The organism is Arthrobacter sp. MAHUQ-56, assembly GCF_019710585.1.
Lineage (GTDB): Bacteria > Actinomycetota > Actinomycetes > Actinomycetales > Micrococcaceae > Arthrobacter.
Window position 1 is genome coordinate 993,663 of record NZ_JAIFZQ010000020.1, and the last position, 22,722, is coordinate 1,016,384.

Below are 22,722 nucleotides of genomic sequence, written 5' to 3' on the forward strand. Positions count from 1 at the left end.
GGTCAGACTAGACGACGGTTACGCCGGTAGCCTGGGGACCCTTGGCGCCCTGGCCGATCTCGAACTGAACACGCTGGTTCTCGTCGAGGGTCTTGAAGCCGCCGGTCTGGATCTCCGAGTAGTGAACGAAGACATCGCCGTCGGAGTCATCCGGGGTAATGAAGCCGAAGCCCTTTTCAGCGTTGAACCACTTGACGGTTCCCTGTGCCATTTATTTCTCCTCATTGTGGAACTTATTTAAGATCGGCACACTTCGTACCGGTCTTGGTCACTCCGCGAGAAGAATCCTGGATTGCCTTGCCTGGAAGGGTCTGGCGCTGCAGGAGCTTCGCGCTCGCAACATGTCTTGCGAGCATGAAAAACACCTACACAAAGACTGAGACAAGAATTTCATGCCCGTTCCCGCAGGTCAACGGCTCGAACAGGAAAAGGGATAAATTTTGGGTAAAAAGCCGGTAACGCGAAACAAGGCGTTCCGGGAGCCCCTGAGTTCCGCGGAAGAGCGAACAGGAACCTTGGAAGGGGACTAGAAAAGCCGCGATTCGATGTCGTCCACGCCGCGCATGGCATCGTAGTCGAGGGTGACGCAGTCAATGCCGCGGTCGTTGGCGAGGACCTTGGCCTGCGGCTTGATCTGCTGGGCGGCAAAGATGCCCCGGACCGGAGCCAGCAGCGGGTCCCGGTTCAACAGTTCCAGGTACCGCGTCAGCTGCTCCACGCCATCGATGTCCCCCCGGCGCTTGAGTTCGATGGCCACCGTGGCGCCGTCGGCGTCCCGGGCCAGGATGTCCACCGGCCCGATCGCGGTGAAGTACTCGCGCCGGATCAGGGAGTACCCCGGGCCCAGCGTTTCGATCTGTTCGGCCAGGAGCCGCTGCAGGTCCGCCTCCACCCCGTCCTTGATCAGGCCCGGATCCACCCCGAGGTCGTGCGAGGATTCGCTGAGTTTTTCGTGGATGTTGATGATCAGCCGGTCGTCGGTCTTGGCCGACTGGACCGTCCACTGCTCCACGACGCCAAGCTCCAGGTCGATGTCGTCGGGGGAGAAGACACGGAGCGTGGCCGGCGGGCTCATCCAGTTCAGGGGCTTGTAGGAGCCGCCGTCCGAGTGCACCAGCACCGAACCATCCGCCTTCACCAGCAGCAGCCTGGTAGCGAGCGGGAGGTGGGCTTTGAGCCGGCCAACGTAATCAACGGAGCAATGGGCTATGACAAGTCGCACGCCGTACAGACTACCGCGTGGGGCCCGAGGGCCGTGCCGGCGCCCTGTCCTGCCGGCCGCCTGGGGCAGAATGGATACATGCCGCGCTCCAACCGTCCCCGCCGTCCAGCCTCCGGCAAGGGTGCCGCCTCTGGCAGGGGAGCGGGACGCAGGAACAGCGCCGACGTACCCGAACTGGACCTTGAGCGGGCACGGGCCGGCATCGCCCGCCGGGAGAGCGCTCCCGACGGCGAGTGGATGGTCCGCACCATGACCGCGAAGAACGCCGAAAAGACCTACATCTGCCCCGAATGCTCCACGGCCGTCCTGCCCGGAGTCGCGCACCTGGTGGTCTGGAAGGACGACCACCTCTTCGGTGCCGCCGCCGGCCTGGCCGAACGCCGGCACTGGCACACCAACTGCTGGGTGTCGCGCAGCTACCGTTACCGCTGATGTCTCCTGCCGCAGCGCCGCCCGGCTCTCGCTAAGCTGGCAGGCATGACTTTTGATCCGGCGTCGTACCACTTCACTCCGTCCGCGGGCCCCGCCCCCATCCGTGCCTCCACTGTGCTGCCAGCACTCCGGGAGAACATCGAACTGCAGACGGAGGACGGCCACACCCTCGTGGGCGAGCTGGCACTTCCGGAATCGGGGCCGGTCAAGGCCACGCTGATCACACTCCACCCGCTGCCCACGCACGGCGGGTTCATGGACTCGCACGTCTTCCGCAAGGCCTCCTACCGTCTGCCCGCGCTCGCCGGTATCGCCGTGCTGCGGTTCAACACCCGCGGCACGGAGTCGCCGCGCGGCACCAGCACCGGCGGCTTTGAAGAGGGCATCGGCGAGCGGTACGACGTCGAGGCGGCCGTCCGCTTCGCCGTCGACCGTGGCCTGCCCAACCGCTGGCTGGTGGGGTGGTCCTTCGGAACGGAACTTGCGCTGATGTACGGGGCTGTGGAGCCGGTGGCCGCGCAGATCGAGGGCGCCGTGCTTCTGTCGCCGCCGCTGCACCGTGCCACGGACAAGCACCTGCAGCAGTGGGCGGAGTCGGGCAAGCCGCTGACGGTGCTGGTGCCCGAGCACGACGACTTCCTGCAGCCGGCCGAGGCAGCCGCCCGCTTTGCCCTGGTGCCGCAGGCCCGGGTGGTGGGCGTGGACGGCGCCAAGCACCTGTGGGTGGGGGAGAAGTACGCCGCGCGCGTGCTCAATGACATCGTGTCACTGGTCAGCCCGGACGCCGCCGGCGCTTCGCTCCCGCAGGAATGGGACGGCCCGACGGCGACAGCGGCCACGTAGGCAGGCTAGTGCTGGTCCTGCCGGACGATGTAGATCTCCCGGACCAGGAGCATGACGGCGGCGGCGGTGGGGATGGCGATCAGGGCGCCCAGCACGCCCAGCAGGCTGCCGCCGGCGATCACGGAGATCACCGCCACGGCGCCGGGCACCGCCACGGCCTTCTGCATGATGCGCGGCGAGATGAAGTAGGCCTCGAACTGCAGGTAGGCGAAGTAGCAGACCGCGTAGACCGCGGCCGCCTGCCAGCCCTCCGTGAGGGACACCAGCACCACCACTATGCCGGCGATCATGCCGCCCACCAAGGGGATGAACGCGAGCAGCGCCACCACGAACGCCAGGAGCAGGGCAAAGGGGACGCCCACGATGGACATGACGATGAAGGCGAATGTGGCGTTGAGCAGGGCCACGCAGGCCTGGCCGATGACGTAGTTGCCCACTGAGCGCGTGATCTCCTCCGACAGCGCGGCCACGCGCTTCCGGCGCGAACGCGGTGCCAGCCGGTAGCCCCATTTCTTCATGGCCGGAAGTGCCGCCAGGAAGTAGAGGCTCAGGACCAGGACGATCAGTGTGCCGAAGAGGGCGTTGGCCACCGTAGATCCGAAGCCCACCACGCCGCCGAAAATACCGCCCATTGCGGCGGGATCCTTGACGAACTTGTCCAGTTCCTCGGTGATCCGGTCTCTGATGCCGAACTGGTTGTCCAGGCTGCGGAAGAAGTCCGAGTCCATGAAGTTGCGCACCCAGTCCGGCGCCTGCTGGACGATTTCAGACACCTGTTCCACGATCGTGGGAATCAGGGTGGCGAAGAAGCCGACGACGGCGCCCATCAGGACCGCCACCGAGACCAGGATTCCGGCCGGGCGGGGAATCTTCCGGTTCTCCAGCCAGCCAACCACCGGCTCCAGGCCGAGGGCGATAAACAGCGCCGCCACGATCCACAGCAGCAACTGCGTGGTGTGGGAGCCGATCCAGTAGACGAGCAGCGCCAGTCCCACGCCCACGGTGCCCATGAACCCCATGTACAGCGGATGCTGGGGGGACATGCGGGGCCCGGGGTGCCCGAACTGCGGTTCCTCGTCGTTGTCGTGGTCCGCTTCGGGTGCCTGTCCTGCATACTCTGGCGGCATTTCGAACCTGAGCCGGGGCTGGGCGCCGGGCAGGGGCTGCCGGAGCCTGCGCACCACCTGGCCCAGGGTCGCCGCGGCGGTGCCCCTGCGCCGGGCTGCTGCCATGCCTGCCGGGACCACCGGGGCCGGGGCCGCGCCCCTGGAGTCCCTGGAATTTCCGGCTTCCGCGGAGGACGGGTCCGTCTTGTCAGTCACTGGTTTTGGGGCCTGTTCCGTGCGAGGCGCCGCCTCGGCGGGCCGGTGTGATGATCATCGCAAACACTATCAGCAGGCTTGTCAACGGGAGCGGAAGGCGCCGTCCGGGAGGCGCCGCGGTCCCGCCCCGGACGGTGGAAACCGGGCCCGTGGTAACAAAAAGGTTACTATTGAAGGCAAACCCCCGCTGATGATAGGTGTTTCCCTTGCGTTTAAAGACTGCAGTCGCACTCGTGCTGCTCGGCCTCCTGACACTTTTGGCCGGCATTGGCCAGAGGACCATCTGGGCTCCATCGGAGACGTTCACTGCCGCCGTCCCGGCGGATGCCGCTGCCGCTCCGCTGACCGTCATCGACCAAAAACTGCGGACCCTCCACGAGGGACCGGTCAAGGTGACCGTCCAGGGCGACGGAAACTTCATCCTGGCTGCCGGCAGGCCGGACGACGTCCAGGCCTGGGTCGGCCCGACTGCCCACAACACCATCTCCGGGGTTTCCGAGGACGGGAAGTCCCTGCAGGTTGAACACGCCGACGGCGACGCCACGGCGCCGAACCCGGCCGGGTCGGACCTCTGGGCCGCCAGCGAAAACGCCAGCGGCGAACTGGAGTACACCTGGACCCCGCCCGCTGACGGGGACTGGTCCCTGCTGCTTGCCGCCGACGGCACCAAGCCTGCCCCGGCGTCGGTGTCCATGACGTTCCCGAACGATACTTCCACCCCCTGGGCCGTCCCCCTGATGGTCGTCGGCGGTCTGCTGATCCTGGGCGGCATCGCCCTGGCCGTGCTTTCCGGCCGCCGGAAGGACGGCGGGGCGGACGGCGAAGGCGAGGGCGGGAGCAGCAGCTTTGCGCAGCGCGCCCGTGCCCGCAGCCAGGCGAAGTCCTCCCCGTCGCGGCTGACCATGCTGGCCGCCGGCATGACGGCCGCCGTGCTGGCGGGAACCGCGCCCGCCGCCCAGGCCGCCACTCCGTCCCCGGCGGCCACCGGGAATGCTTCCGCGCCGGCAACCTCCGGCGGCCTGCCGGTGCTGCTGGATTCGCAGTTCCGCCGCATCCTGGAGCAGGTCTCCAGCGCAACCGACGCGGGCGACGCCGCCAAAGACGCGGCCAAGCTTGCAGACCGCGTAGCCGGTCCCGAACTCGAAGTCCGTACGCAGAACTACAAGATCCGCTCGCAGGTAGGCTCCTACGAGCCCCGCATGCCGGTGCGCTCCACCAAGCTGCTGACCACGGTGGTCACCAGCGACCGGGACTGGCCGCGTTCGGTACTGGCCGTCACCCAAGGCGAGGGCAACGTGGTCCCGCAGATCCTTACGCTGGTCCAGCAGTCGCCGCGCGAGAACTACAAGCTGGTGGAGACCACCCCGCTCCAGCCCGGAACGACCTTCCCGAACATCAGCCGGGGAGGCACCCAGACCCTGGCCCCCGCCGACAAGGCCGGCCTGTTGTACAGCGGCGAGGAGACCATGTCCGGGCTCGCCGACAGGCTCACATCCGCCGACTCGCCCTTCAAGGACAAGCTGGTGGAGGGCGAGTCCTCGCCCTACATTGCCGACACCCTGTCCTACCAGGCCGAGGTGGCCAAGGCTGGCCAGAACGGCAACTTCACCTTCACCCACAAGGTGGTCCCGGAGAGCACCGTGGTGTTCCGGACCTCGGACGGCGGCGCGCTGGTCCTGGGCAGGATCAACTTCGGCTTCGAGGGAACCCCCAAGGCTGCCGGCGACAAGCTCACCATCGGTGACGACGCCGCAGCACTGGCCGGCGGCAAGGAAACCACCACGGGGATGGTCCTCAACTTCGCCGAGTCAATGGCGGTGTACGTTCCGCCGGCCGGTTCCAGCGACCCGATGAAGCTTGTTGCCGCCACCCGCGGCCTGGTGGGGGCCAGCTTCAAGTAGCCCCTGGCGGCATTACCACCGGCGGCGGCCGGAGTGGTTAGAGTGGGAAACATGAGTTCGCCAGCTTCCCGTCCAGTTCCTCCTGCCGCCGCCAACCCGCTTAACCTGCGTGGCGCCGTCGACCTTTCCTCGCTGAAGCGCCCGGCAGCTCCTTCCGGAGCCCAGCCAGGTTCCGGCGGCCAGGCGCCTCCCGCAGCGCAGCCCGGTGGACAGGGCGGCGGGCCGGAGCTGAAGGTGAATGTCACCGAAGCCAACTTCCAGCAGTTGGTGGAACTCTCCGCGCAGGTGCCGGTGGTCTTCGCCCTGTGGGCCTCCTATTCGCCGGAGTCCGCCAGGATGCTCGAAACCCTGGACCGCGTGGTGGCCGGTTACGGCGGCCGCCTGGTCCTCGGCGCGGCCGACATCGAAGCGTTCCCGCAGCTCGCCCAGGCCTTCCAGGTGCAGGCCGTGCCCACGGCCGTCGCCGTCGTAAAGGGCCAGCCCGTGCCGCTCTTCCAGGGCGGTGCGGACGAACAGCAGGTACGTGGCCTGTTCGATGAACTGCTCAAGGTGGCCGCTGCCAACGGTGTCACCGGAAGCCTGGGCGGGGGAGCTGCCGCAGAACAGGAGCCAGCGCCGCTTCCTCCGCTGCACCAGGCCGCCTTCGACGCCATCGAGGCCGGCGACTACCCGGCCGCTGCCGAGGCCTACCGCCGGGCCCTGAAGGAAATGCCGTCAGACCATGAGGCCAAGGCCGGGCTGGCGCAGGTGGAGCTGATGGGGCGGCTGCAGCCGATGTCAGCCCAGGACAGCGAAGCGCTGCGCTCCCTGGCGGCCAACGAACCCGACAACCTTGAGGCGCAGCTTGGCGTGGCGGACCTGGACATCGCCGGCGGGCACGTGGAAGACGCACTGAACCGGCTGGTGGCTTTTATCGGCAGGAACTTCGGCCCAGAGCGCGAGACCGCACGGGTCAGGCTGCTGGAACTGTTCGACGTCGTCGGTGCTGCTGACGAACGCGTCGCCAAAGCCCGGCAGGCGCTGGCCCGGGTGCTCTTCTAGTGCCCGGCCTGTTCGATCCCCTGGCGCTGCGTTCGCTGGAGTTGCAGCACAGGGGCTGGGTCTCGCCCATGTGCCAGTACAGCTGCGATCCCGACGCCGCCCCCGGCGTCCCCAACGACTGGCACCTGGTGCACCTGGGCGGCTTCGCGGTGGGCGGCGCGGCGATGATCCTGACCGAGGCGGCGGCCGTCAACGCGGAGGGCCGGATCAGTCCCCGTGATGCGGGACTGTACAACGACGAACAGGCTGCGGCCTGGGAGCGGATCATCACCTTTGTGCACCGGAACGGTGCTGCCGGCACCCGGATCGGCGTGCAGCTGGCCCACGCGGGACGCAAGGCGTCCACGTACTGGCCGTTCTCGGGCAAGCACGGGAGCGTTCCGGCCTCCGACGGCGGCTGGGACACGCTGGGCCCGTCCACGACCTCCTTTGAAGGCTACGCCGCCCCTGCTGCGATGACCGTGGACCAAATCCAGGGGGTGATCGCCGATTTTGCCGCCGCGGCGGTCCGTGCGGTGGATGCAGGCTTCGACACCATGGAGATCCACGGGGCCCACGGCTACCTGCTGCACCAGTTCCAGAGTCCGCTGATCAACCAGCGTGACGACGAGTGGGGCGGGGACGAGGCGGGCCGGAACCGGCTGATGCTGGCCGTGGTTGACGCCGTGCGCGCTGTTATTCCCGATTCCATGCCACTGCTGCTCCGGATCTCGGCCACGGACTGGGCGGCGGGTGGTGTGGACCAGGGCGCCTCGGTCCGGCTTGCCCGCGAGGCGGCCGCACATGGCGTGGACCTCGTGGATGTCTCCAGCGGCGGGGCAGTGGCCCACCAGCAGATCAAGCCGGGATTGGGCTACCAGACCGGGTTCTCCGCCGCCATCCGGGAAGAGTCGGGGGTCGCCACCGGCACCGTGGGACTGGTGACCACTCCCGGCCAGGCCGAGCATGCCATCGCCACCGGACAGGCTGATGGCGTCTTCATCGCGAGGGCGGCACTGAGGGACCCGCACTGGTGGCTCCGCGCGGCCTTCGAACTGGGCCACGATCTCGCCTGGCCGCCACAATACGAGCGCGCCGTTCCCCGGCGGACCTTCTGAGCCTGCGAGCTGCAGATGACCCGCGAGCCCCCGGACGGGGCGCCACGCCCAACGGACCAGGAGCTTGAAGCCACCATCCTGGGCCTTCTGGCCTCGCGCGCCCCGGCGGCCACCATTTGCCCGTCCGATGCTGCCCGCGCGGTGGGCGGGGACGAGTGGCGGGCCCTGATGGAGCCGGTACGCCAAGCGGCGCGGCGGCTGGTGGAATCCGGTGCAGTCCAGGTCACGCAGGGCGGTTCTGCGGTGGATCCCGCCACTGCCAAGGGGCCGATCCGTATCCGCAAGGTCCGCTGACGGCCACTGAAGCCGGCCGGCTCGTGCCTGCGGCTCAGCCCAGCAGGTCATCCACGTAGCACCAGCGCCACTGCTCGCCGGGTTCGATGCTGCGCATGACCGGGTGGCCGGATTCCCTGAAATGCCGGCTCGCGTGCCGGCCGGGGGATGAATCGCAGCAGGCCACATTTCCGCATCCCAGGCACATCCGCAAGTGGACCGGGGTGGTTCCTTCCCTGGCACACTCCGCGCAGGCAGGACTGGCGGGAACCGGCGAGGGCAGTGCGGTGGCCAAGTGGTCGCAGGCCCCGCCCGGCTGGGACAGTCCCTCGCCGCCGCCCTCCACGCCCGAGCCGAGTTCGTGGAGGGTTGCGTCCAGCATGGACTCTTCGACGTCGAGGCGTTCCAGCACCTCGCTCAGGACTTCATGTGCGAAGTCCCCGCCGCTCCTCAGTTCCAGCACCTTGTCCCGCTCGGCCTCGAGCATCGCCATCCTCAACTGGGCGTAGCGCTGGCTCGGGGTGGCCGCCTCGGTGCCGGGCCTGCCCAGCCGCTCCCAGGCCGCCAGCCCGCGCTCCTGCGTCCGCCGCCGGAGCATGTCCATGACCTCGGGCGGGTCGCCCTCCCGCCGCAGCTGCTCGAGCCGCTCCAGGCCCGCGGCGGTGGCCAGCTGCATCAGCGAGGCCTGGTTCAACGCGTCCTCCCGTTTGTCCGGCCGCGGCACCCCCAGCACCCGGACCAGGCCCGGCAGCGTCAGTCCCTGCAGGACCAGCGTGCCCGCCACCACCACCATGGCTGCCAGGACCAGCACGTTGCGGTGCTCAAGGTCATCGGGCAGCGTCAGGACGGCGGCCAGCGTGACCACGCCCCGCATGCCCGCCCACGACACGATGGCGGGGAACTGCCACGGCGGTGCCGGATCCTTCCGGCGCACGGCCGGGATCAGGCGGGGCAGGTAGGTAGTGGGAAAAACCCAGGCGGGGCGCAGCACCAGCACCGCCAGCAGGATCGCGGCGCAGCCCAGCCACACCCGGCCCACGCCCAGGGAATCGTCCTGGACGCTTTCCACGATGGTCCGCACCTGCAGGCCGATCAGCAGGAACACGGAGTTCTCCAGCAGGAACTGCACGGTGTCCCAGTTGCTCCGGGCGCTTTGCCGTGCGGCGCCGTTGGGCATCGCCGGCGCCTTGGTGCCCATCACCAGGCCGGTGACGACGACGGCGAGCACGCCGGACGCGTGGATGGCCTCGGCCGGAAGGAAGGCGACAAAGGGCGCCATCAGCGACGTCGACGTATTGATCGCCACGTTGCTGACCCGCTTCCGGATTTCGGTCAGGAGGTATGCGGCGGCGAGGCCGACCACCAGGCCGCCACCTGCGGCCAGCGCAAAGCCGCCGGCCACGTCGAGTACAGAGACGGAGCCGGCGATGGCCGCCACTGCGGCGCGCAGGCAAACCAGCGCCGTGGCGTCGTTGACCAGCGATTCGCCCTCCAGGATGTTCACGATCCGCCGCGGCATGCCCACCCTGCGCGCGATCGCCGTCGCCGCCACGGCGTCAGGCGGCGCAACCACAGCCCCGAGCGCGAACGCCGCGGCCAAGGGAATTTCAGGAAAGATCCACCACACCACCAGGCCCACAGCCAGCGTGCCGAAGACGACGTAGCCCACTGACAGCAGCCCGATGGAGCGACGGTTCGAACTGAAGTCGAACAAGGATGTCCTGAACGCGGCCGCATACAGCAGCGGCGGGAGCAGGCCAACGAGCACCAGTTCGGGGTTCAGGTCCACCGGCGGGATGAACGGCAGGAATGAGCCGGCAACGCCCGCCAGGACGAGCAGCAGCGGGACCGGTACGTTGACCAGGCGGCCGAGGGCACTTCCGGCGCAGACCACCGCAACGATGGCCAGCAGGCCCAGCGCGATATCCATCTGTTTAGTCTGGCACCGACTGCGGGCCTGGCGGCTAGGCTGGCGGTATGACAACGCCGATACCAGCCCAGGCCCCGGAGGCGGCACCCGTCGCCGCCCTTTCCATCCGTGGGCTGGCCAAGAGGTTCGGCGGCAAGATCGCCGTGGACGGGCTCAGCCTGGAGGTCCCTGCCGGATCATTCTTCGGAATTGTGGGACCCAACGGCGCCGGCAAGACCACCACCCTGTCCATGGCAACCGGGCTCCTGCGTCCCGACTTTGGCACGGCCCTGGTACACGGCGTGGACGTCTGGCAGCATCCGCTGCAGGCCAAGCGCCTCATGGGAATCCTGCCCGACGGGGTACGGCTCTTCGACCGGCTCACCGGTGAACAGCTCATCACTTACGCGGGGCTGCTGCGGGGGATGGAACGGGACGTGGTGTCCGCGCGGGCGCGGGAGCTGCTGGCGGCCATGGACCTCACCGGGGACGCCGGGACCCTGGTGGTGGACTACTCCGCCGGCATGACCAAGAAGATCGCCCTGGTGTCGGCCATGATCCATGCGCCCCGGCTGCTGGTCCTCGACGAGCCCTTTGAGGCTGTCGATCCCGTGTCGGCAGCCAACATCCGCTCCATCCTGGACCGCTACGTCGCGTCCGGCGGCACCGTCATCGTGTCCAGCCACGTGATGGACCTGGTCCAGCGGATGTGCGACCACGTGGCGGTTGTTGCCCGCGGCCGGCTGCTGGCGGCCGGAACGGTGGACCAGGTCCGTGCGGGAGCTTCCCTGGAGGACCGGTTCGTGCAACTGGTCGGCGGCCATACCCACACGGAAGGGCTGGAATGGTTGCGCACCTTCTAAGGCTCAAGCTCACGCTGCTGCGCAACGGTTTACGCCGCAGCCGCTGGCAGCTGGTGGGAATAGCCATTGCCGGGCTGTACGCGCTCGGTGTGGTGGCGACGCTGATCCTTGCCTTGGTCCTGCTGCGCAACGCCAGCCAGGAAATCGCCTACACAGCCGTGGTCCTGGGCGGCGCGGCCGCCGTGGCGGGCTGGGGCGTTGTTCCGCTGGTGGCATCTGCCACGGACATGACCCTTGACCCGGCGCGCTTCACCACCTTCGCGATCCCGATGCCGCAGCTGCTGGCCGGCCTGGCACTCGGCGGGCTGATCGGGATCCCCGGGCTGGCCACGTTGTTGGTGGCACTGTCCACCGTGGTGACGTGGTCCCGCGGGGTGCTGCCTGCGCTGTCGGCCCTGCTGGGTGCCTGCCTGGGCGTCCTCACCTGCGTGGTGCTGGCCAAGGTGACCACCACCGCGACCGCGAGCCTTGCAGCGTCCCGGCGCTTCAAGGACACCAGTTCCATCGCGTTCATGGTGCCCCTGGTCCTGCTGGGCCCCATCGTGGCAGCGGTGGGCCGCGGCATCTCCGCCTCCGCGGCTTTCCTGCCGGATTTTGCCCGCACGCTTTCGTGGACCCCGCTCGGGGCTCCGTGGGCACTGGCCGGCGATGTGGCAGCGGGCCGTGCAGGGGCCGCTGTATTGAAACTGCTGGTGTCTTTGGCCTCCCTCGCCGCGCTCGCCTGGTGCTGGAAACTGCTCCTGGAGCGCGCGCTGGTGACGCCCCCGTATGCAGGCGGCGCGAAGCGCAAGGGCAGCCGGCTGGGACTCCTGGGCGTGCTGCCTGCCACCCCCGCCGGTGCCGTGATGGCTCGCTCGCTCATTTACTGGCTCCGCGATCCGCGGTATTCGGGCTCCCTGGTGGTGATCCCGCTGCTCCCGGTGGTGCTTGCTTTCCAGGGAACGCAGACCGGGAACTACGGGAGCCTGGCGCTCCTGGCTCCGCTGTCCGCCTTCATCCTGGCCTGGTCGATCTCCGCCGACGTCTCCTACGACAACACCGCGTTCGCCCTGCACCTGGCCACCGGCGTGTCCGGGGTGGCAGACCGGTTGGGCAGGGCGCTGGCATGCATGGTGTTCGCGTTGCCGGTGGTGCTGGTCTTCGCGGTGGGCTACGCCGCGTTCTCCCACGAATGGGCTGCCTTGCCGGGGCGGCTGGGATTGAGCCTGGGAATACTGTTCACCGGCCTCGGACTGTCCTCGGTGGTCTCGGCCCGGTACACCGTGACGGTTCCGCTGCCGGGGGACAGCCCGTTCAAGAAGCCGCCGGGCAACGTTGGCCAGACCCTTGCTGTGCAGTTCCTCGGCATGGCGGTCCTTGGGGTCCTGGTGCTGCCGGAAGCTGCGCTGCTGCTCGCCGAGGCGCTCACGGGCAACGCCCTCTTTGGCTGGCTGAACCTTGCGGCCGGCAGTGTGCTGGGGCTGGCGCTGTTCCTGGCCGGAGTCCGGCTGGGCGGCAGGTGGCTCGATGCCCGGGGGCCGGACCTCCTGGCGCAGGTTTCCATTAATCGCTGAGAACCCACCGGAAGGAAATGGCATGGAAGTAGTGATCCTGGGCGGCAGTAAACAGCTTGGCAGGCTGGCAGCGGACGCCATCGAGGACCTGGTCCGGCGCAAGCCTGACGCGGTCCTGGGCCTGGCGACGGGTTCATCGCCGCTGCCTGTTTACGACGAACTTGCAGCCCGGCACGCCCAGGGCCTGGACTTCAGCCGGGCGTCCGCGTTCACCCTCGATGAATACGTGGGGCTGCCGGCCGGGCACCCGGAATCCTATCGGGAGGTGATCCGCAGGGAATTCACCAACCGGGTGAACATCGCCCCCGGGAATGTCCACGGTCCTGACGGCGCGGCCGCCGACATCCCTGCTGCGTGCGCTGCCTACGAGGAGGCGATCCGGGCGGCGGGCGGAGTGGACCTGCAACTGCTTGGGGTGGGTACGGACGGCCACATCGCGTTCAACGAACCGGGCTCCTCCTTCGCCTCGCGCACGCGGATCAAAAGCCTCATTGAACAGACGCGGCGCGACAACGCCCGGTTCTTCAACAGCCTGGCAGAGGTGCCGCACCATGTCCTGACACAGGGCCTGGGCACCATCATGGATGCCCGGCATGTGATCCTGCTCGCCACCGGCGCGCAGAAGGCGCAGGCGGTCCGCGACTTCGTGGAGGGGCCGGTGGCAGCCATCTGCCCGGCCTCGATACTGCAGTTCCATCCGCACGCCACCATCCTGCTGGACGAGGCCGCCGCCTCCGGGCTCCGGCTTGCCGATTTCTACCGGCACACCTACGACCACAAGCCGGCCTGGCAGGGGCTGTAGCCCGGGCGCGGCCGGCGCCAGCCCTCCGGAAGAGGACGACGCTGGCCAGCGCAGGAGGGTGGGTTTCGTCCGGCACGGCACGCGCCGCCGTCGGACGCCGGGCCGGGGGAACGGCTAAGATGGTTGGCATGACTAGCATGACGGACCCTCTCGAAAACGACCCGATGCGCGAGCTTTCCGGGGCTGGAACGTCCACGGCCACCATTGAGCGCGAGGAACTGCGCCAGGAAGTGGAACCGGGGGACCGGGAGCGCTTTTCGCACTACGTGCGCAAGGAGAAGATCATGGAGTCCGCGATGACCGGGGAGCCCGTCATCGCATTGTGCGGCAAGGTCTGGACGCCGGGCCGGGACCCGAAGAAGTTCCCGGTCTGCCCCACGTGCAAAGAGGTCTATGAGGGCCTTCGCCCGGGCAACGACGGCGGCAAGGGTCCCGGAGGGGACTCGGGCAGCAACCAGTAGTGACGGAGACGCTCTTTGGCGGTCCCACCCTGCCCCCGGCCTACCCGGAACGTGCAGCCTGGGGAACCGCCCCGAAACTCCGTGCCTGGCAGCAGGAAGCCCTTGACCTCTATCTGAAGAACAGCCCGCGCGACTTCCTCGCGGTGGCAACCCCCGGCGCCGGCAAGACCACCTTCGCGCTGCGGATTGCCTCAACGCTCATCGACTCCGGTGCCGTGAACCGGGTGACGATCGTGGCACCCACCGACCACCTGAAGCGGCAGTGGGCGGACGCCGCCGCCAGGGTGGGCATCGCCATCGACCCCAACTTCAAGAACTCCGACGGCCAGCACGGCCGCGGGTTCATCGGCGTCGCTGTCACCTATGCGCAGGTTGCAAGCAAGCCCCTGCTGCACCGGGCCAAGACCGAGGCCGCCCGCACGCTGGTGATCCTGGATGAGATCCACCACGGCGGCGAGGCGCTGTCCTGGGGTGACGGCCTGCGCGAGGCGTTCGACCCCGCCGTGCGCCGGCTGTCCCTGACCGGTACGCCGTTCCGTTCGGACACCTCGCCCATCCCGTTCGTGGAGTACGCAGAGGACCGGGACGGCATCCGGCGCTCCAAGGCGGACTACACGTACGGCTACGGCAACGCGCTGCGGGACCATGTGGTCCGGCCGGTGATGTTCATGGCCTACTCCGGCCAGATGCGCTGGCGCACCAGCGCCGGCGAGGAGATGGCGGCGTCGCTGGGCGAGGCCGCGGTCACCAAGGACATCACCAGCCATGCCTGGCGGACCGCCCTGAACCCCGCCGGCGAGTGGATCCCCGCCGTCCTGGCCGGCGCGGACAAGCGCCTCAGCGAGGTACGGCGCACCGTGCCCGACGCCGGCGGCCTGGTCATTGCCACCGACCACGAGGACGCCCGCGCCTACGCCGGCCAGCTGAAGAGGATCACGGGGGAGTCGCCCACGGTCATCCTTTCCGATGACGCGAAGGCCTCCAGCAAGATCGAGGAGTTCTCCGCCGGCGACAAACGCTGGATGGTTGCGGTCCGCATGGTCTCCGAAGGCGTGGACGTGCCGAGGCTGTCCGTGGGTGTCTACGCCACGTCCACCTCCACCCCGCTGTTCTTCGCCCAGGCCGTTGGCCGGTTCGTGCGTGCCCGTAAACGGGGCGAGACGGCGTCGGTGTTCCTGCCGTCCGTGCCGCAGCTGATGGCACTGGCCAACTCCATGGAGATGGAGCGGGACCACGCCCTGGACCGGCCGGAAAAGGAGGACCCGGACGGGCTCTTCAACCCGGAAGACTCCCTTATGGCGGAGGCGAACCGGGAGGACAAGGCCTCGGACAGCCTCACCAAGGGCAAGTTCGAGGCCCTGGATTCCCAGGCCTCCTTCGACCGCGTGTTGTTTGACGGCGGTGAGTTCGGCACCGGCGGCGAGGTGGGGTCCGACGACGAGATGGACTTCCTGGGGATCCCCGGGCTTTTGGATGCCGAGCAGGTGGGCACGCTCCTGCGCCAGCGCCAGCACGAGCAACTGAACCGGAAGAACCGGAAGGCGCCGGCGGCGGAGCCCGCTGCCCCCGCCGTCCCGGACCACCGCATGCTGATGGACCTGCGGAACGAACTGGCCAAGAACGTGGCGGCGTGGGCTGCCCGGACCGGGACGCCGCACGGCGTGGTGCATACCAAGCTCAGGACCGTCTGTGGCGGACCGCCGGTGGCACAGGCCAACGAAGAGCAGCTGAAGTCCCGGCTGCGCAAGCTCCAGGACTGGTTCGTCGGCCGCAAGTAGCGGTGGGGCGACGTCGAAACTAGGCGACGTCCACGCCGCCGAGCTCCATTTCTGCAACGGCCTCTTCGAGGTCTTCGGCGATGCCTGCGGTCAGTGACCTGATGACGGTCACGCCGTAGCCGGCCTGGACTGCGTCAAGCGACGTGGCTTTCACGCAGTAGTCGGTGGCGATGCCCACCACCACCACGTCCTCGACGTCGTGGCTCTGCAGCCAGTCATCCAGTCCGATGGCGTCCCCCTCGGCCAGCCGTTCCGCGTCAGCGGCGGCGGCCAGGCCGCCGGCCTGCCGTTCGCCGGTGGGGACAGCGTCCTCGGGGGCCAGCAGCCCTTCGAAACCGGAGTACGCGGCGGCGAACTGCCCCTTCCGGAAGTAGGCCTGGATGTATTCGGTGTCGAGGTCGGGATGAAGCTCCGCGCCCCGGGTGCCGGCCACGCAGTGCGGCGGCCAGCTGTCCTTGTAGTCGGGGGTGTCGGAAAAATGGCTGCCGGGATCGATGTGCCAGTCCTGGGTGGCCACCACATGGTCGAACTGGCCGTGGTGGGCGTCCAGGTACTCGCTGATGGCGCCGGCCACGGCCGCGCCGCCGGGGACAGCGAGCGATCCGCCCTCGCAGAAATCGTTCTGGACGTCAACGATGATCAAGGCCCGGGACATCAGTTCTCCTCAGTTGTCTTCGTAGAGGGTGGGGATCGCAGCTTCGCCGCGCTGGAGCCGGTTGACCACCGGCGGCAGTTCCGCCATTGACTCCGCGTGCCGCTGGCGGGCCCGGACTACTCCCTCGTGGCCGGTCCATCCCGGCAGCAGCTCGCCGTTCTTCATGAACTGCTGCAGCAGCGGCCGGTCGTTGCCGTCATCCTCGGGCCGATGGCCCACGCCCACCACCTCGGCGGTGGCGGTACCGCGCTCGTCCAGCTTCCGCAGCGCGTACTTGCGCCCGCCAACGCTCGCCTTGTTCTTGGCTGCCTTGGCCACGGACACGAAGTTCCCGTCGTCGTCGGTGCGGCTGACGAGCTTGTAGACCATGCTGGCCGTGGGGGCCCCCGAGCCTGTCACGAGCGAGGTGCCCACGCCGTAGGAGTCCACGGGGGCGGACTGCAGGGCCGCGATGGCGTACTCGTCAAGGTCGGACGTGACAACGATCTTGGTGTTTTCGTTGCCGAGGTCGTCCAGCAGCCGGCGCACCCACTGCGCCTGGTCCACCAGGTCGCCGGAGTCCAGCCGGACCGCGCCCAGCCGGTGCCCGGCCAGGTCAACGGCCGTGCGGACGGCTTTTTCGACGTCGTATGTGTCCACCAGCAGCGACGTGCCCTCGCCAAGCGAGGCTATCTGCGCCTCGAAGGCGTCCCGCTCGGTGTCATGCAGCAGCGTGAACGAGTGGGCCGCGGTGCCCACGGTTTTCACCCCGTAGCGGATGCCGGCCTCAAGGTTGGAGGTGCTGTCAAAGCCGGCAATGATGGCCGCCCGTGCTGATGCGGGGGCGGCTTCCTCGTGCGTGCGCCGTGACCCCATTTCGATGCAGGGCCGGCCGTGCGCGGCACTGACCATCCGGGATGCGGCGGAGGCGATGGCGGTGTCGTGGTTGAGGACCGAGAGGATGTACGTCTCCAGCATGCAGGCCTCTGCGAACGTGCCCTCGACAATGAGGATCGGGGAGTTGGGGAAGTACGCCTCGCCTTCGGCGTAGCCCCAGATGTCGCCCGAAAACCTGTAGTTGGCCAGGTATTCCAGGGTTTCCGCGTTCACTACCTTCGTGCGCTCCAGGAACTCCAGTTCAGCCTCACCGAAGCGGAAGTTGGCGATGCCTTCCAGGAGGCGCCCCGTGCCTGCCACGATGCCGTAGCGCCGGCCGTCGGGCAGCCGCCGGGCGAACGCCTCGAACACGGACCTGCGGTGTGCCGCGCCTGAATGGAGGGACGCCTGGAGCATGGTCAGCTCGTAGTGGTCGGTGTAAAAGGACGTGCGGGGATGGTCCCAGCCGGCTGAGGTGCTCACGAAAGTCACTCTATCGGGCGTCCCCATAGAATGGACAGATGACCATAAGCGTTGCGCCCGGCCCTGATACACAGGAGGGCATCCGGACCGGCACAGCAGAGTCCACCGACTCGCTGACCGCGCCGGACATCCCCTGGAACCTGGTGATCTGGAACGATCCCGTCAATCTCATGAGCTACGTCAGTTACGTGTTCCAAAGCTACTTTGGCTACTCCGAAAGCAAAGCCAACAAGCTGATGATGGAAGTCCACAAGAAGGGCCGCTCCATCGTGGCCTCGGGCAGCAAGGAACAGGTGGAGCGGCACGCGGTGGCGATGCACGGCTTCGGCCTGTGGGCCACGGTGGAGAAGGCAAGCGGCGGCCACAGCGGCAATTCAGGCAAGTCCGGCGGCCCGGGCCAGGGCAAGGGGAAACGTGGCTAAGGCATTCAAATACGGGCTCAAGGGCATCACCGGCTACCTGGAACCGGCCGAACGGGACCTGCTGCGCAGCCTGATCGACGACGTCATCTCCATGCTCCAGCCCGAGGAACGCACCGGGCAGGACCCGCTGGCGGCACTGATCGGCCTGGACATGGACGTGGCCGAGCCCACGGACCGTGCCGTCCGGCGTTTGCTGCCTAACGTGGTGAAGGACGACGGCGCGGCCAGCCTTGAGTTCCGCCAGCTCACCGAGCGTTCGCTGCGGGAAACGAAGATCGGGGCCCTGCGCGCAGCCGCCCTGGACCTGGACAAGGACGAGATCGTGCTGACGCCCGAGGGGGCACGGCACTGGTCCATGGCGCTGAACGATGTGCGGCTGGTCCTGGCCGAACGGCTGGACATCAGGGATGAAGCCGACGCGGAGCACGTCCACCGGATGCAGGACTGGTCCCAGGCCGAGGATGTGGAGAGCTACCTGGCGCTGGTGTACAACTTCACCACGTGGCTGCAGGAGTCCCTGGTCCAGGCCATGCTGCAGTCGCTGGAATCCCGGCGTTGAGCAACGGCAGTTGCCGTTCCCGGGGTCCTTGTGACAGATCAGACACGAGTTGCAGGCCACAAGATGATGCCTGACACATCGGGGAGCACCTATCCTCGAATAATCATGACAACAGCCTCGAGCATGGACCCGTCAGCGCGAACTGAACCGGCGCCCGCGGCCGGCGACCTTCCGGCCGCCGCCCTGGCAACCCGGCCCATCGGCGTCTTCGACTCCGGAGTTGGCGGCCTGACCGTGGCCCGCTCCATCATCGACCAGCTCCCCAACGAGTCGATCCTCTACGTGGGGGACACCGCCCACGGGCCGTACGGCCCCCTTCCCATCGCGGAGGTGCGCGCCAACGCCCTGGGCGTGATGGACGAACTGGTGGACTCCGGAGTCAAGCTGCTGACCATCGCCTGCAACTCGGCGTCGGCCGCTGTTCTGCGCGACGCCCGTGAGCGGTACACGGCCAAGTACGGCATCCCGGTGATCGAAGTGATCCAGCCCGCGGTGCGGCGTGCGGTCGCCGCCACCCGCACCGGCAAGGTGGGCGTCATCGGCACCTCCGCCACCGTGGGTTCGCGCGCCTACGAGGACACGTTCGCCGCAGCCCCGGACCTCGACATCACCTCCGTGGCGTGCCCCGAGTTCGTCAGCTACGTGGAAGCCGGGATCACCACCGGCCCGGCCTTGCTCGCCGTCGCGGAGGAATACCTGGCACCGCTGAAGGCCGCCGCCGTGGACACGGTGGTCCTGGGCTGCACCCACTACCCCCTGCTGACTGGCGTGATCTCGTACGTGATGGGCGCCGACGTCACGCTCGTCTCCAGCGCCGAGGAAACCGCCAAGGACGTCTACCGCGCCCTGGCCACCCACAACCTCCAGCGCACCTCTGAAGCGCCGCCCGAGCACCACTTCGTGGCCACCGGCGACGCCGGGCAGTTCGAGGCACTGGCCCGCCGGTTCCTTGGCCCCGAGGTGCTGTCCGTCCGCCACGTCGACCACGTGGCGGCCCAGTACCCCACCGGCAGCCTGGCCCGCATCACCCCCGAGATGATCGCGGCAGCCCAAAGTGCCCGGCAGCGCCCCCGCATCTCGAACTTCGTGGGCGGCGGCCTCGCAAATTCCGGCCGCGCCGGGGGACCTGCCCTGTGAAGCTGACCATTGTGGGGTGCACGGGCTCGTTCCCCGGGCCCGGCTCCCCGGCGTCGTGCTACCTGCTGACCGCCACCGACGGCGAGCGGACGTGGAAGGTGGTGATGGACCTTGGCAGCGGGGCACTGGGGGCCATCCAGCGCTACACCGACCTGGAGGACATCGACGCGATCTTCCTCACCCACCTGCACCCGGACCACTGCATGGACCTGTGCGGCCTGCATGTGGCCATCCGCTGGAAGCCCGGCGGCTGGGGACGCGGCCGGATTCCCGTCTGGGGCCCCGCGGCCACGGCGGACAGGATGGCCACCGCGTACGGCCTGGACCTGGACCCCGGGATGCACGAGGAGTTCGACTTCACCAACTGGGCGGAGCGGAAGCCCGTCACCGTGGGACCCTTCACCGTCACCCCGTACGCGGTGAACCATCCCATCGAGGAGGCCTACGCGCTGCGCGTGGACGTGGCGGAGCCCGGCAAGGACGGGACCCCGGTCCACCGGACGCTGACGTACTCGGGCGACACCGACTCCTGTCCCGGGCTTGAGGAAGCGGCCAGGGACGCCGACCTGTTCCTGTGCGAGGCGGCCTTCGAGGAAGGCAGGGACAGCGACATCAAGGACGTCCACCTTACGGGCAAGCGGGCGGGCGAGGCCGCCGCTGCCGCCGGTGCGCGCCGCCTGCTGCTGACCCATATCCCCGTCTGGACGTCCCAAACCACCGTCATGGCGGAGGCCCGCCCGGTCTTCCCCGGTGACGTGGCCGTTGCCGTGGCGGGCGTGCACTACACGATCTAGGGGCTGCTCCTGCAGGGTGCCCCGCGCGCCGCCCGGGCGGCCACTCGATAAGCTAAAGGCATGACATCTGAAGCAACAGCAGTGCCCATCGTGCGCGCCGACGGCCGTGCCCCCGACCAGCTCCGGCCCATCAGCATCACCCGCGGATGGTCCAACCAGGCTGAGGGATCGGCACTGATCGAATTCGGCAACACCCGGGTGCTGTGCACGGCCTCCCTGACCGCCGGAGTTCCGCGCTGGCTCAAGGGCGAAGGCCGCGGCTGGGTCACCGCCGAATATGCCATGCTGCCGCGCGCCACCAACACCCGCTCCGACCGGGAATCCGTCAAGGGAAAGATCGGCGGCCGCACCCACGAGATCTCGCGCCTGATCGGCCGGTCGCTGCGCTCCATCATCGACACCAAGGCCCTGGGCGAAAACACCATAGTCCTGGACTGCGATGTCCTGCAGGCCGACGGCGGCACGCGCACGGCCGCGATCACCGGCGCCTACGTGGCGCTGGCCGACGCCATCCGCTTCGCGCGCGAGGCCAAGCTGATCGCCAAGAACGCACAGCCCCTCCTGGATACCATTGCCGCCGTTTCGGTGGGCATCATCGACGGCGTCCCCATGCTGGACCTGCCGTACGTCGAGGACGTGCGGGCCGAGACCGACATGAACGTCGTGGTCACCGGCTCGGGCAAGTTCGTCGAGGTGCAGGGGACCGCCGAGGGCGCCCCGTTCGACCGCGAGGAGCTGAACCAGCTGCTGGACCTGGCCCTGCTGGGCACCACGCAGCTGGCAGCGATCCAGCGCGAAACCCTGGCGGACACCCTGTGAGCGTCCCTGCTGCGCGGCTGGTGCTCGCCACCCACAACAAGGGCAAGCTCCGCGAACTGAGGGAACTGCTGCGCGGGCAGGTGCCCGGGCTCGACGTCGACACCCAGGTGGTGGATGCAGCGGCGGCGGGTGCGCCCGACGTCGCCGAAACCGGCGTCACCTTCGCCGAGAATTCGCTGCTGAAGGCGCGTGCGGTGGCCGGTGCCACGGGCCTGGTGGCCATCGCCGACGACTCCGGCCTGGCGGTGGACGTCATGGGTGGCGCCCCCGGAATCTTCTCCGCACGCTGGGCCGGGCGCCACGGTGACGACGCTGCCAACCTGGAGCTCCTGCTGAACCAGCTCTCCGACGTGCCGGACGCGCACCGCGGGGCAGCGTTCGTCTGCGCGGCGGCCCTCGCGGTGCCCGGGAACGCCGGCGGCCCGGGGCATGAAGTGGTGGAGTACGGCCAGCTGGAAGGGTTCCTCCTGCGGGAGCCCCGGGGGGAGGGCGGCTTCGGCTACGACCCCGTGCTCCAGCCGGCCGGCGAGGACCGCAGTTGCGCGGAACTGTCCGCCGAGGAAAAGAACGCCATCAGCCACCGCGGGAAAGCCTTCCGTGCGTTGCTTCCGTCCATTGTGGCGGCGCTACAGGCCGCGGAGTAGGAACACAAAAGGTGCGCGCCCGTCGTGGGCGCGCACCCTGTGCGCTGTTAGTGGGAAGCGGCTACTCCTGGCGGGTGCCGTGGATATTGCGCGGAGTCTTGCGCTCCTCCTCCGGCGCGTGCTCTTCGATGTACTCGTCCACGGCGTCGGTGCCGTAGGCGCGGGCCTGGCGCTTGGCGGACAGCCCGCGCAGGACCTCGATGCCGATGGGGATCACCGAGACCAGCACGATGGCGATGAAGATGATGTCCAGGTTGTCGCGGACCCACGGGACCTTGTCGCCCAGCAGGTAGCCGAGCAGCGTGACGCCGCCGCCCCAGAGGACTGCGCCGATGACGTTGTAGAGGAAGAACTTCTTCCTGCTCATCTGCGCGACGCCCACGATCACCGGAACGAAGGTGCGGATGATGGGCACGAAGCGGGCCAGGATCAGGGCTTTGCCGCCGTGCTTTTCGAAGAACGCGTGGGCGTTCTCAACGTTTTCCCGCTTGAACAGCCTCGAGTTGGGTTTGTTGAAGATGGCCGGTCCGGCCTTGGACCCGATCAGGTAGCCCGTCTGGTTGCCGATGATGGCCGAGACCACGATCAGCAGGGCCAGCAGCCACACGTTGAACTTGATGGTGTCCGTAGCCACCAGCAGGCCCGCGGTGAACAGCATGGAATCGCCCGGCAGGAAGAATCCCACCAGCAGGCCGGTCTCCGCAAAAACGATCCCGCACACCAGCAGGACCACCCAGGGTGCAAGGGCGGGATCGGCCAGGAACACCTGGGGGTTCAGCCAGTCGGGGAGGAAGGAGGCCAGCTGCGGCTGGACCGGTCCCGCACCGCCCAGCATGGACACAGCGAGGTCGTTCATT

At 68.4% G+C, this 22,722-nt stretch carries 24 protein-coding genes; 17 read left to right on the top strand and 7 right to left on the bottom strand.

Annotated features, from left to right (window positions below; genetic code table 11):
* Positions 1 to 7 precede the first annotated feature (7 nt).
* Entirely contained in the window at positions 8 to 211 is a 204-nt protein-coding gene (locus K4G53_RS16995) for a cold-shock protein (RefSeq protein ID WP_003804766.1), read from the bottom strand.
* 315 nt (positions 212 to 526) lie between these two features.
* Complete coding sequence (nucS, locus tag K4G53_RS17000) at positions 527 to 1,222, bottom strand: endonuclease NucS (protein WP_221386791.1); 696 nt, start codon at positions 1,220 to 1,222, stop codon at positions 527 to 529.
* Positions 1,223 to 1,300: 78 nt separating this feature from the next.
* On the opposite strand from nucS, the gene K4G53_RS17005 reads away from it, so the two are divergent.
* Together K4G53_RS17005 and K4G53_RS17010 are read left to right on the top strand one after the other, a co-directional pair.
* Positions 1,301 to 1,654, top strand: coding sequence for an ATP/GTP-binding protein (locus K4G53_RS17005; protein ID WP_221386792.1), 354 nt, complete (start codon positions 1,301 to 1,303; stop codon positions 1,652 to 1,654).
* Positions 1,655 to 1,699: 45 nt separating this feature from the next.
* The gene (locus tag K4G53_RS17010) at positions 1,700 to 2,497 is read left to right on the top strand and encodes an alpha/beta hydrolase (protein WP_221386793.1); all 798 of its coding nucleotides are present in this window, start codon (positions 1,700 to 1,702) and stop codon (positions 2,495 to 2,497) included.
* Positions 2,498 to 2,502: 5 nt separating this feature from the next.
* On the opposite strand, the gene K4G53_RS17015 is transcribed toward K4G53_RS17010, so the two are convergent.
* Entirely contained in the window at positions 2,503 to 3,819 is a 1,317-nt protein-coding gene (locus tag K4G53_RS17015; protein ID WP_221386794.1) for an AI-2E family transporter, read from the bottom strand.
* Between the two features lie 233 nt (positions 3,820 to 4,052).
* Here K4G53_RS17015 and K4G53_RS17020 point away from each other — a divergent pair, with 233 nt between their 5' ends.
* The 4 genes from K4G53_RS17020 to K4G53_RS17035 are packed head-to-tail and all read left to right on the top strand — an operon-like array spanning position 4,053 to position 8,152.
* On the top strand, positions 4,053 to 5,720 hold the full coding sequence (locus K4G53_RS17020) for a hypothetical protein (RefSeq protein ID WP_221386969.1): 1,668 nt from the start codon (positions 4,053 to 4,055) through the stop codon (positions 5,718 to 5,720).
* A gap of 51 nt (positions 5,721 to 5,771) precedes the next feature.
* Positions 5,772 to 6,761, top strand: a complete 990-nt coding sequence (locus K4G53_RS17025) for a tetratricopeptide repeat protein (protein ID WP_221386795.1) — start codon at positions 5,772 to 5,774, stop codon at positions 6,759 to 6,761.
* The gene (locus K4G53_RS17030) at positions 6,761 to 7,858 is read left to right on the top strand and encodes an NADH:flavin oxidoreductase/NADH oxidase (protein WP_221386796.1); all 1,098 of its coding nucleotides are present in this window, start codon (positions 6,761 to 6,763) and stop codon (positions 7,856 to 7,858) included. The genes K4G53_RS17025 and K4G53_RS17030 overlap by 1 nt, the downstream gene beginning before the upstream one ends.
* A 15-nt stretch (positions 7,859 to 7,873) precedes the next feature.
* A complete protein-coding gene (locus tag K4G53_RS17035) occupies positions 7,874 to 8,152 on the top strand; it encodes a DUF3253 domain-containing protein (protein WP_221386797.1) in 279 nt (92 codons plus the stop codon).
* A gap of 34 nt (positions 8,153 to 8,186) precedes the next feature.
* Here the strand turns inward: K4G53_RS17035 and K4G53_RS17040 are convergent, their stop codons facing one another.
* On the bottom strand, positions 8,187 to 10,061 hold the full coding sequence (locus tag K4G53_RS17040) for a Na+/H+ antiporter (protein WP_221386798.1): 1,875 nt from the start codon (positions 10,059 to 10,061) through the stop codon (positions 8,187 to 8,189).
* Between the two features lie 47 nt (positions 10,062 to 10,108).
* Between K4G53_RS17040 and K4G53_RS17045 the strand changes: the two genes are divergently transcribed.
* From K4G53_RS17045 to K4G53_RS17065, 5 genes are all read left to right on the top strand, one after another.
* A complete protein-coding gene (locus K4G53_RS17045) occupies positions 10,109 to 10,903 on the top strand; it encodes an ABC transporter ATP-binding protein (protein WP_221386799.1) in 795 nt (264 codons plus the stop codon).
* Positions 10,885 to 12,456: a transporter gene (locus K4G53_RS17050; RefSeq protein ID WP_221386800.1), complete on the top strand. Its 1,572-nt coding sequence runs from the start codon at positions 10,885 to 10,887 to the stop codon at positions 12,454 to 12,456. Before K4G53_RS17045 ends, K4G53_RS17050 begins: the two co-directional genes overlap by 19 nt.
* Before the next feature lie 22 nt (positions 12,457 to 12,478).
* Entirely contained in the window at positions 12,479 to 13,258 is a 780-nt protein-coding gene (gene nagB / locus K4G53_RS17055) for a glucosamine-6-phosphate deaminase (RefSeq protein ID WP_221386801.1), read from the top strand.
* Positions 13,259 to 13,377: 119 nt separating this feature from the next.
* Entirely contained in the window at positions 13,378 to 13,719 is a 342-nt protein-coding gene (locus tag K4G53_RS17060; RefSeq protein WP_221386802.1) for a DUF3039 domain-containing protein, read from the top strand.
* Positions 13,719 to 15,497 (top strand): DEAD/DEAH box helicase, encoded by a 1,779-nt coding sequence (locus tag K4G53_RS17065; protein WP_221386803.1) that lies wholly within the window; start codon positions 13,719 to 13,721, stop codon positions 15,495 to 15,497. Before K4G53_RS17060 ends, K4G53_RS17065 begins: the two co-directional genes overlap by 1 nt.
* A 19-nt stretch (positions 15,498 to 15,516) precedes the next feature.
* Here the strand turns inward: K4G53_RS17065 and K4G53_RS17070 are convergent, their stop codons facing one another.
* The gene (locus K4G53_RS17070; protein WP_221386804.1) at positions 15,517 to 16,152 is read right to left on the bottom strand and encodes an isochorismatase family protein; all 636 of its coding nucleotides are present in this window, start codon (positions 16,150 to 16,152) and stop codon (positions 15,517 to 15,519) included.
* Between the two features lie 9 nt (positions 16,153 to 16,161).
* The gene (locus tag K4G53_RS17075) at positions 16,162 to 17,490 is read right to left on the bottom strand and encodes a nicotinate phosphoribosyltransferase (RefSeq protein ID WP_221386805.1); all 1,329 of its coding nucleotides are present in this window, start codon (positions 17,488 to 17,490) and stop codon (positions 16,162 to 16,164) included.
* A gap of 38 nt (positions 17,491 to 17,528) precedes the next feature.
* On the opposite strand from K4G53_RS17075, the gene clpS reads away from it, so the two are divergent.
* From clpS to rdgB, 6 genes are all read left to right on the top strand, one after another.
* Positions 17,529 to 17,912: an ATP-dependent Clp protease adapter ClpS gene (gene clpS, locus K4G53_RS17080; protein WP_221386806.1), complete on the top strand. Its 384-nt coding sequence runs from the start codon at positions 17,529 to 17,531 to the stop codon at positions 17,910 to 17,912.
* Positions 17,905 to 18,471 (top strand): DUF2017 domain-containing protein, encoded by a 567-nt coding sequence (locus K4G53_RS17085; protein WP_221386807.1) that lies wholly within the window; start codon positions 17,905 to 17,907, stop codon positions 18,469 to 18,471. The genes clpS and K4G53_RS17085 overlap by 8 nt, the downstream gene beginning before the upstream one ends.
* A gap of 123 nt (positions 18,472 to 18,594) precedes the next feature.
* A complete protein-coding gene (gene murI / locus K4G53_RS17090; RefSeq protein WP_221386970.1) occupies positions 18,595 to 19,608 on the top strand; it encodes a glutamate racemase in 1,014 nt (337 codons plus the stop codon).
* Positions 19,605 to 20,402 (top strand): MBL fold metallo-hydrolase, encoded by a 798-nt coding sequence (locus K4G53_RS17095; RefSeq protein ID WP_221386808.1) that lies wholly within the window; start codon positions 19,605 to 19,607, stop codon positions 20,400 to 20,402. Before murI ends, K4G53_RS17095 begins: the two co-directional genes overlap by 4 nt.
* Before the next feature lie 60 nt (positions 20,403 to 20,462).
* Positions 20,463 to 21,221: a ribonuclease PH gene (gene rph, locus K4G53_RS17100; RefSeq protein ID WP_260323646.1), complete on the top strand. Its 759-nt coding sequence runs from the start codon at positions 20,463 to 20,465 to the stop codon at positions 21,219 to 21,221.
* A complete protein-coding gene (gene rdgB / locus K4G53_RS17105) occupies positions 21,218 to 21,865 on the top strand; it encodes an RdgB/HAM1 family non-canonical purine NTP pyrophosphatase (RefSeq protein WP_221386809.1) in 648 nt (215 codons plus the stop codon). The genes rph and rdgB overlap by 4 nt, the downstream gene beginning before the upstream one ends.
* Positions 21,866 to 21,926: 61 nt before the next feature.
* On the opposite strand, the gene K4G53_RS17110 is transcribed toward rdgB, so the two are convergent.
* A complete protein-coding gene (locus tag K4G53_RS17110; protein WP_221386972.1) occupies positions 21,927 to 22,721 on the bottom strand; it encodes a DedA family protein in 795 nt (264 codons plus the stop codon).
* Position 22,722: the final 1 nt, after the last annotated feature.

Coding starts and splice junctions, on each gene's coding strand:
- murI (WP_221386970.1), top strand. CDS start 18,595: ATGGACCCGTCAGCGCGAACTGAACCGGCGCCCGCGGCCGGCGACCTT.
- clpS (WP_221386806.1), top strand. CDS start 17,529: ATGACCATAAGCGTTGCGCCCGGCCCTGATACACAGGAGGGCATCCGG.
- K4G53_RS17070 (WP_221386804.1), bottom strand. CDS start 16,152: ATGTCCCGGGCCTTGATCATCGTTGACGTCCAGAACGATTTCTGCGAG.
- K4G53_RS17045 (WP_221386799.1), top strand. CDS start 10,109: ATGACAACGCCGATACCAGCCCAGGCCCCGGAGGCGGCACCCGTCGCC.
- K4G53_RS16995 (WP_003804766.1), bottom strand. CDS start 211: ATGGCACAGGGAACCGTCAAGTGGTTCAACGCTGAAAAGGGCTTCGGC.
- K4G53_RS17025 (WP_221386795.1), top strand. CDS start 5,772: ATGAGTTCGCCAGCTTCCCGTCCAGTTCCTCCTGCCGCCGCCAACCCG.
- K4G53_RS17035 (WP_221386797.1), top strand. CDS start 7,874: ATGACCCGCGAGCCCCCGGACGGGGCGCCACGCCCAACGGACCAGGAG.
- rph (WP_260323646.1), top strand. CDS start 20,463: ATGACATCTGAAGCAACAGCAGTGCCCATCGTGCGCGCCGACGGCCGT.
- nagB (WP_221386801.1), top strand. CDS start 12,479: ATGGAAGTAGTGATCCTGGGCGGCAGTAAACAGCTTGGCAGGCTGGCA.
- K4G53_RS17010 (WP_221386793.1), top strand. CDS start 1,700: ATGACTTTTGATCCGGCGTCGTACCACTTCACTCCGTCCGCGGGCCCC.
- K4G53_RS17060 (WP_221386802.1), top strand. CDS start 13,378: ATGGTTGGCATGACTAGCATGACGGACCCTCTCGAAAACGACCCGATG.
- K4G53_RS17110 (WP_221386972.1), bottom strand. CDS start 22,721: ATGAACGACCTCGCTGTGTCCATGCTGGGCGGTGCGGGACCGGTCCAG.
- K4G53_RS17040 (WP_221386798.1), bottom strand. CDS start 10,061: ATGGATATCGCGCTGGGCCTGCTGGCCATCGTTGCGGTGGTCTGCGCC.
- K4G53_RS17005 (WP_221386792.1), top strand. CDS start 1,301: ATGCCGCGCTCCAACCGTCCCCGCCGTCCAGCCTCCGGCAAGGGTGCC.
- K4G53_RS17050 (WP_221386800.1), top strand. CDS start 10,885: ATGGTTGCGCACCTTCTAAGGCTCAAGCTCACGCTGCTGCGCAACGGT.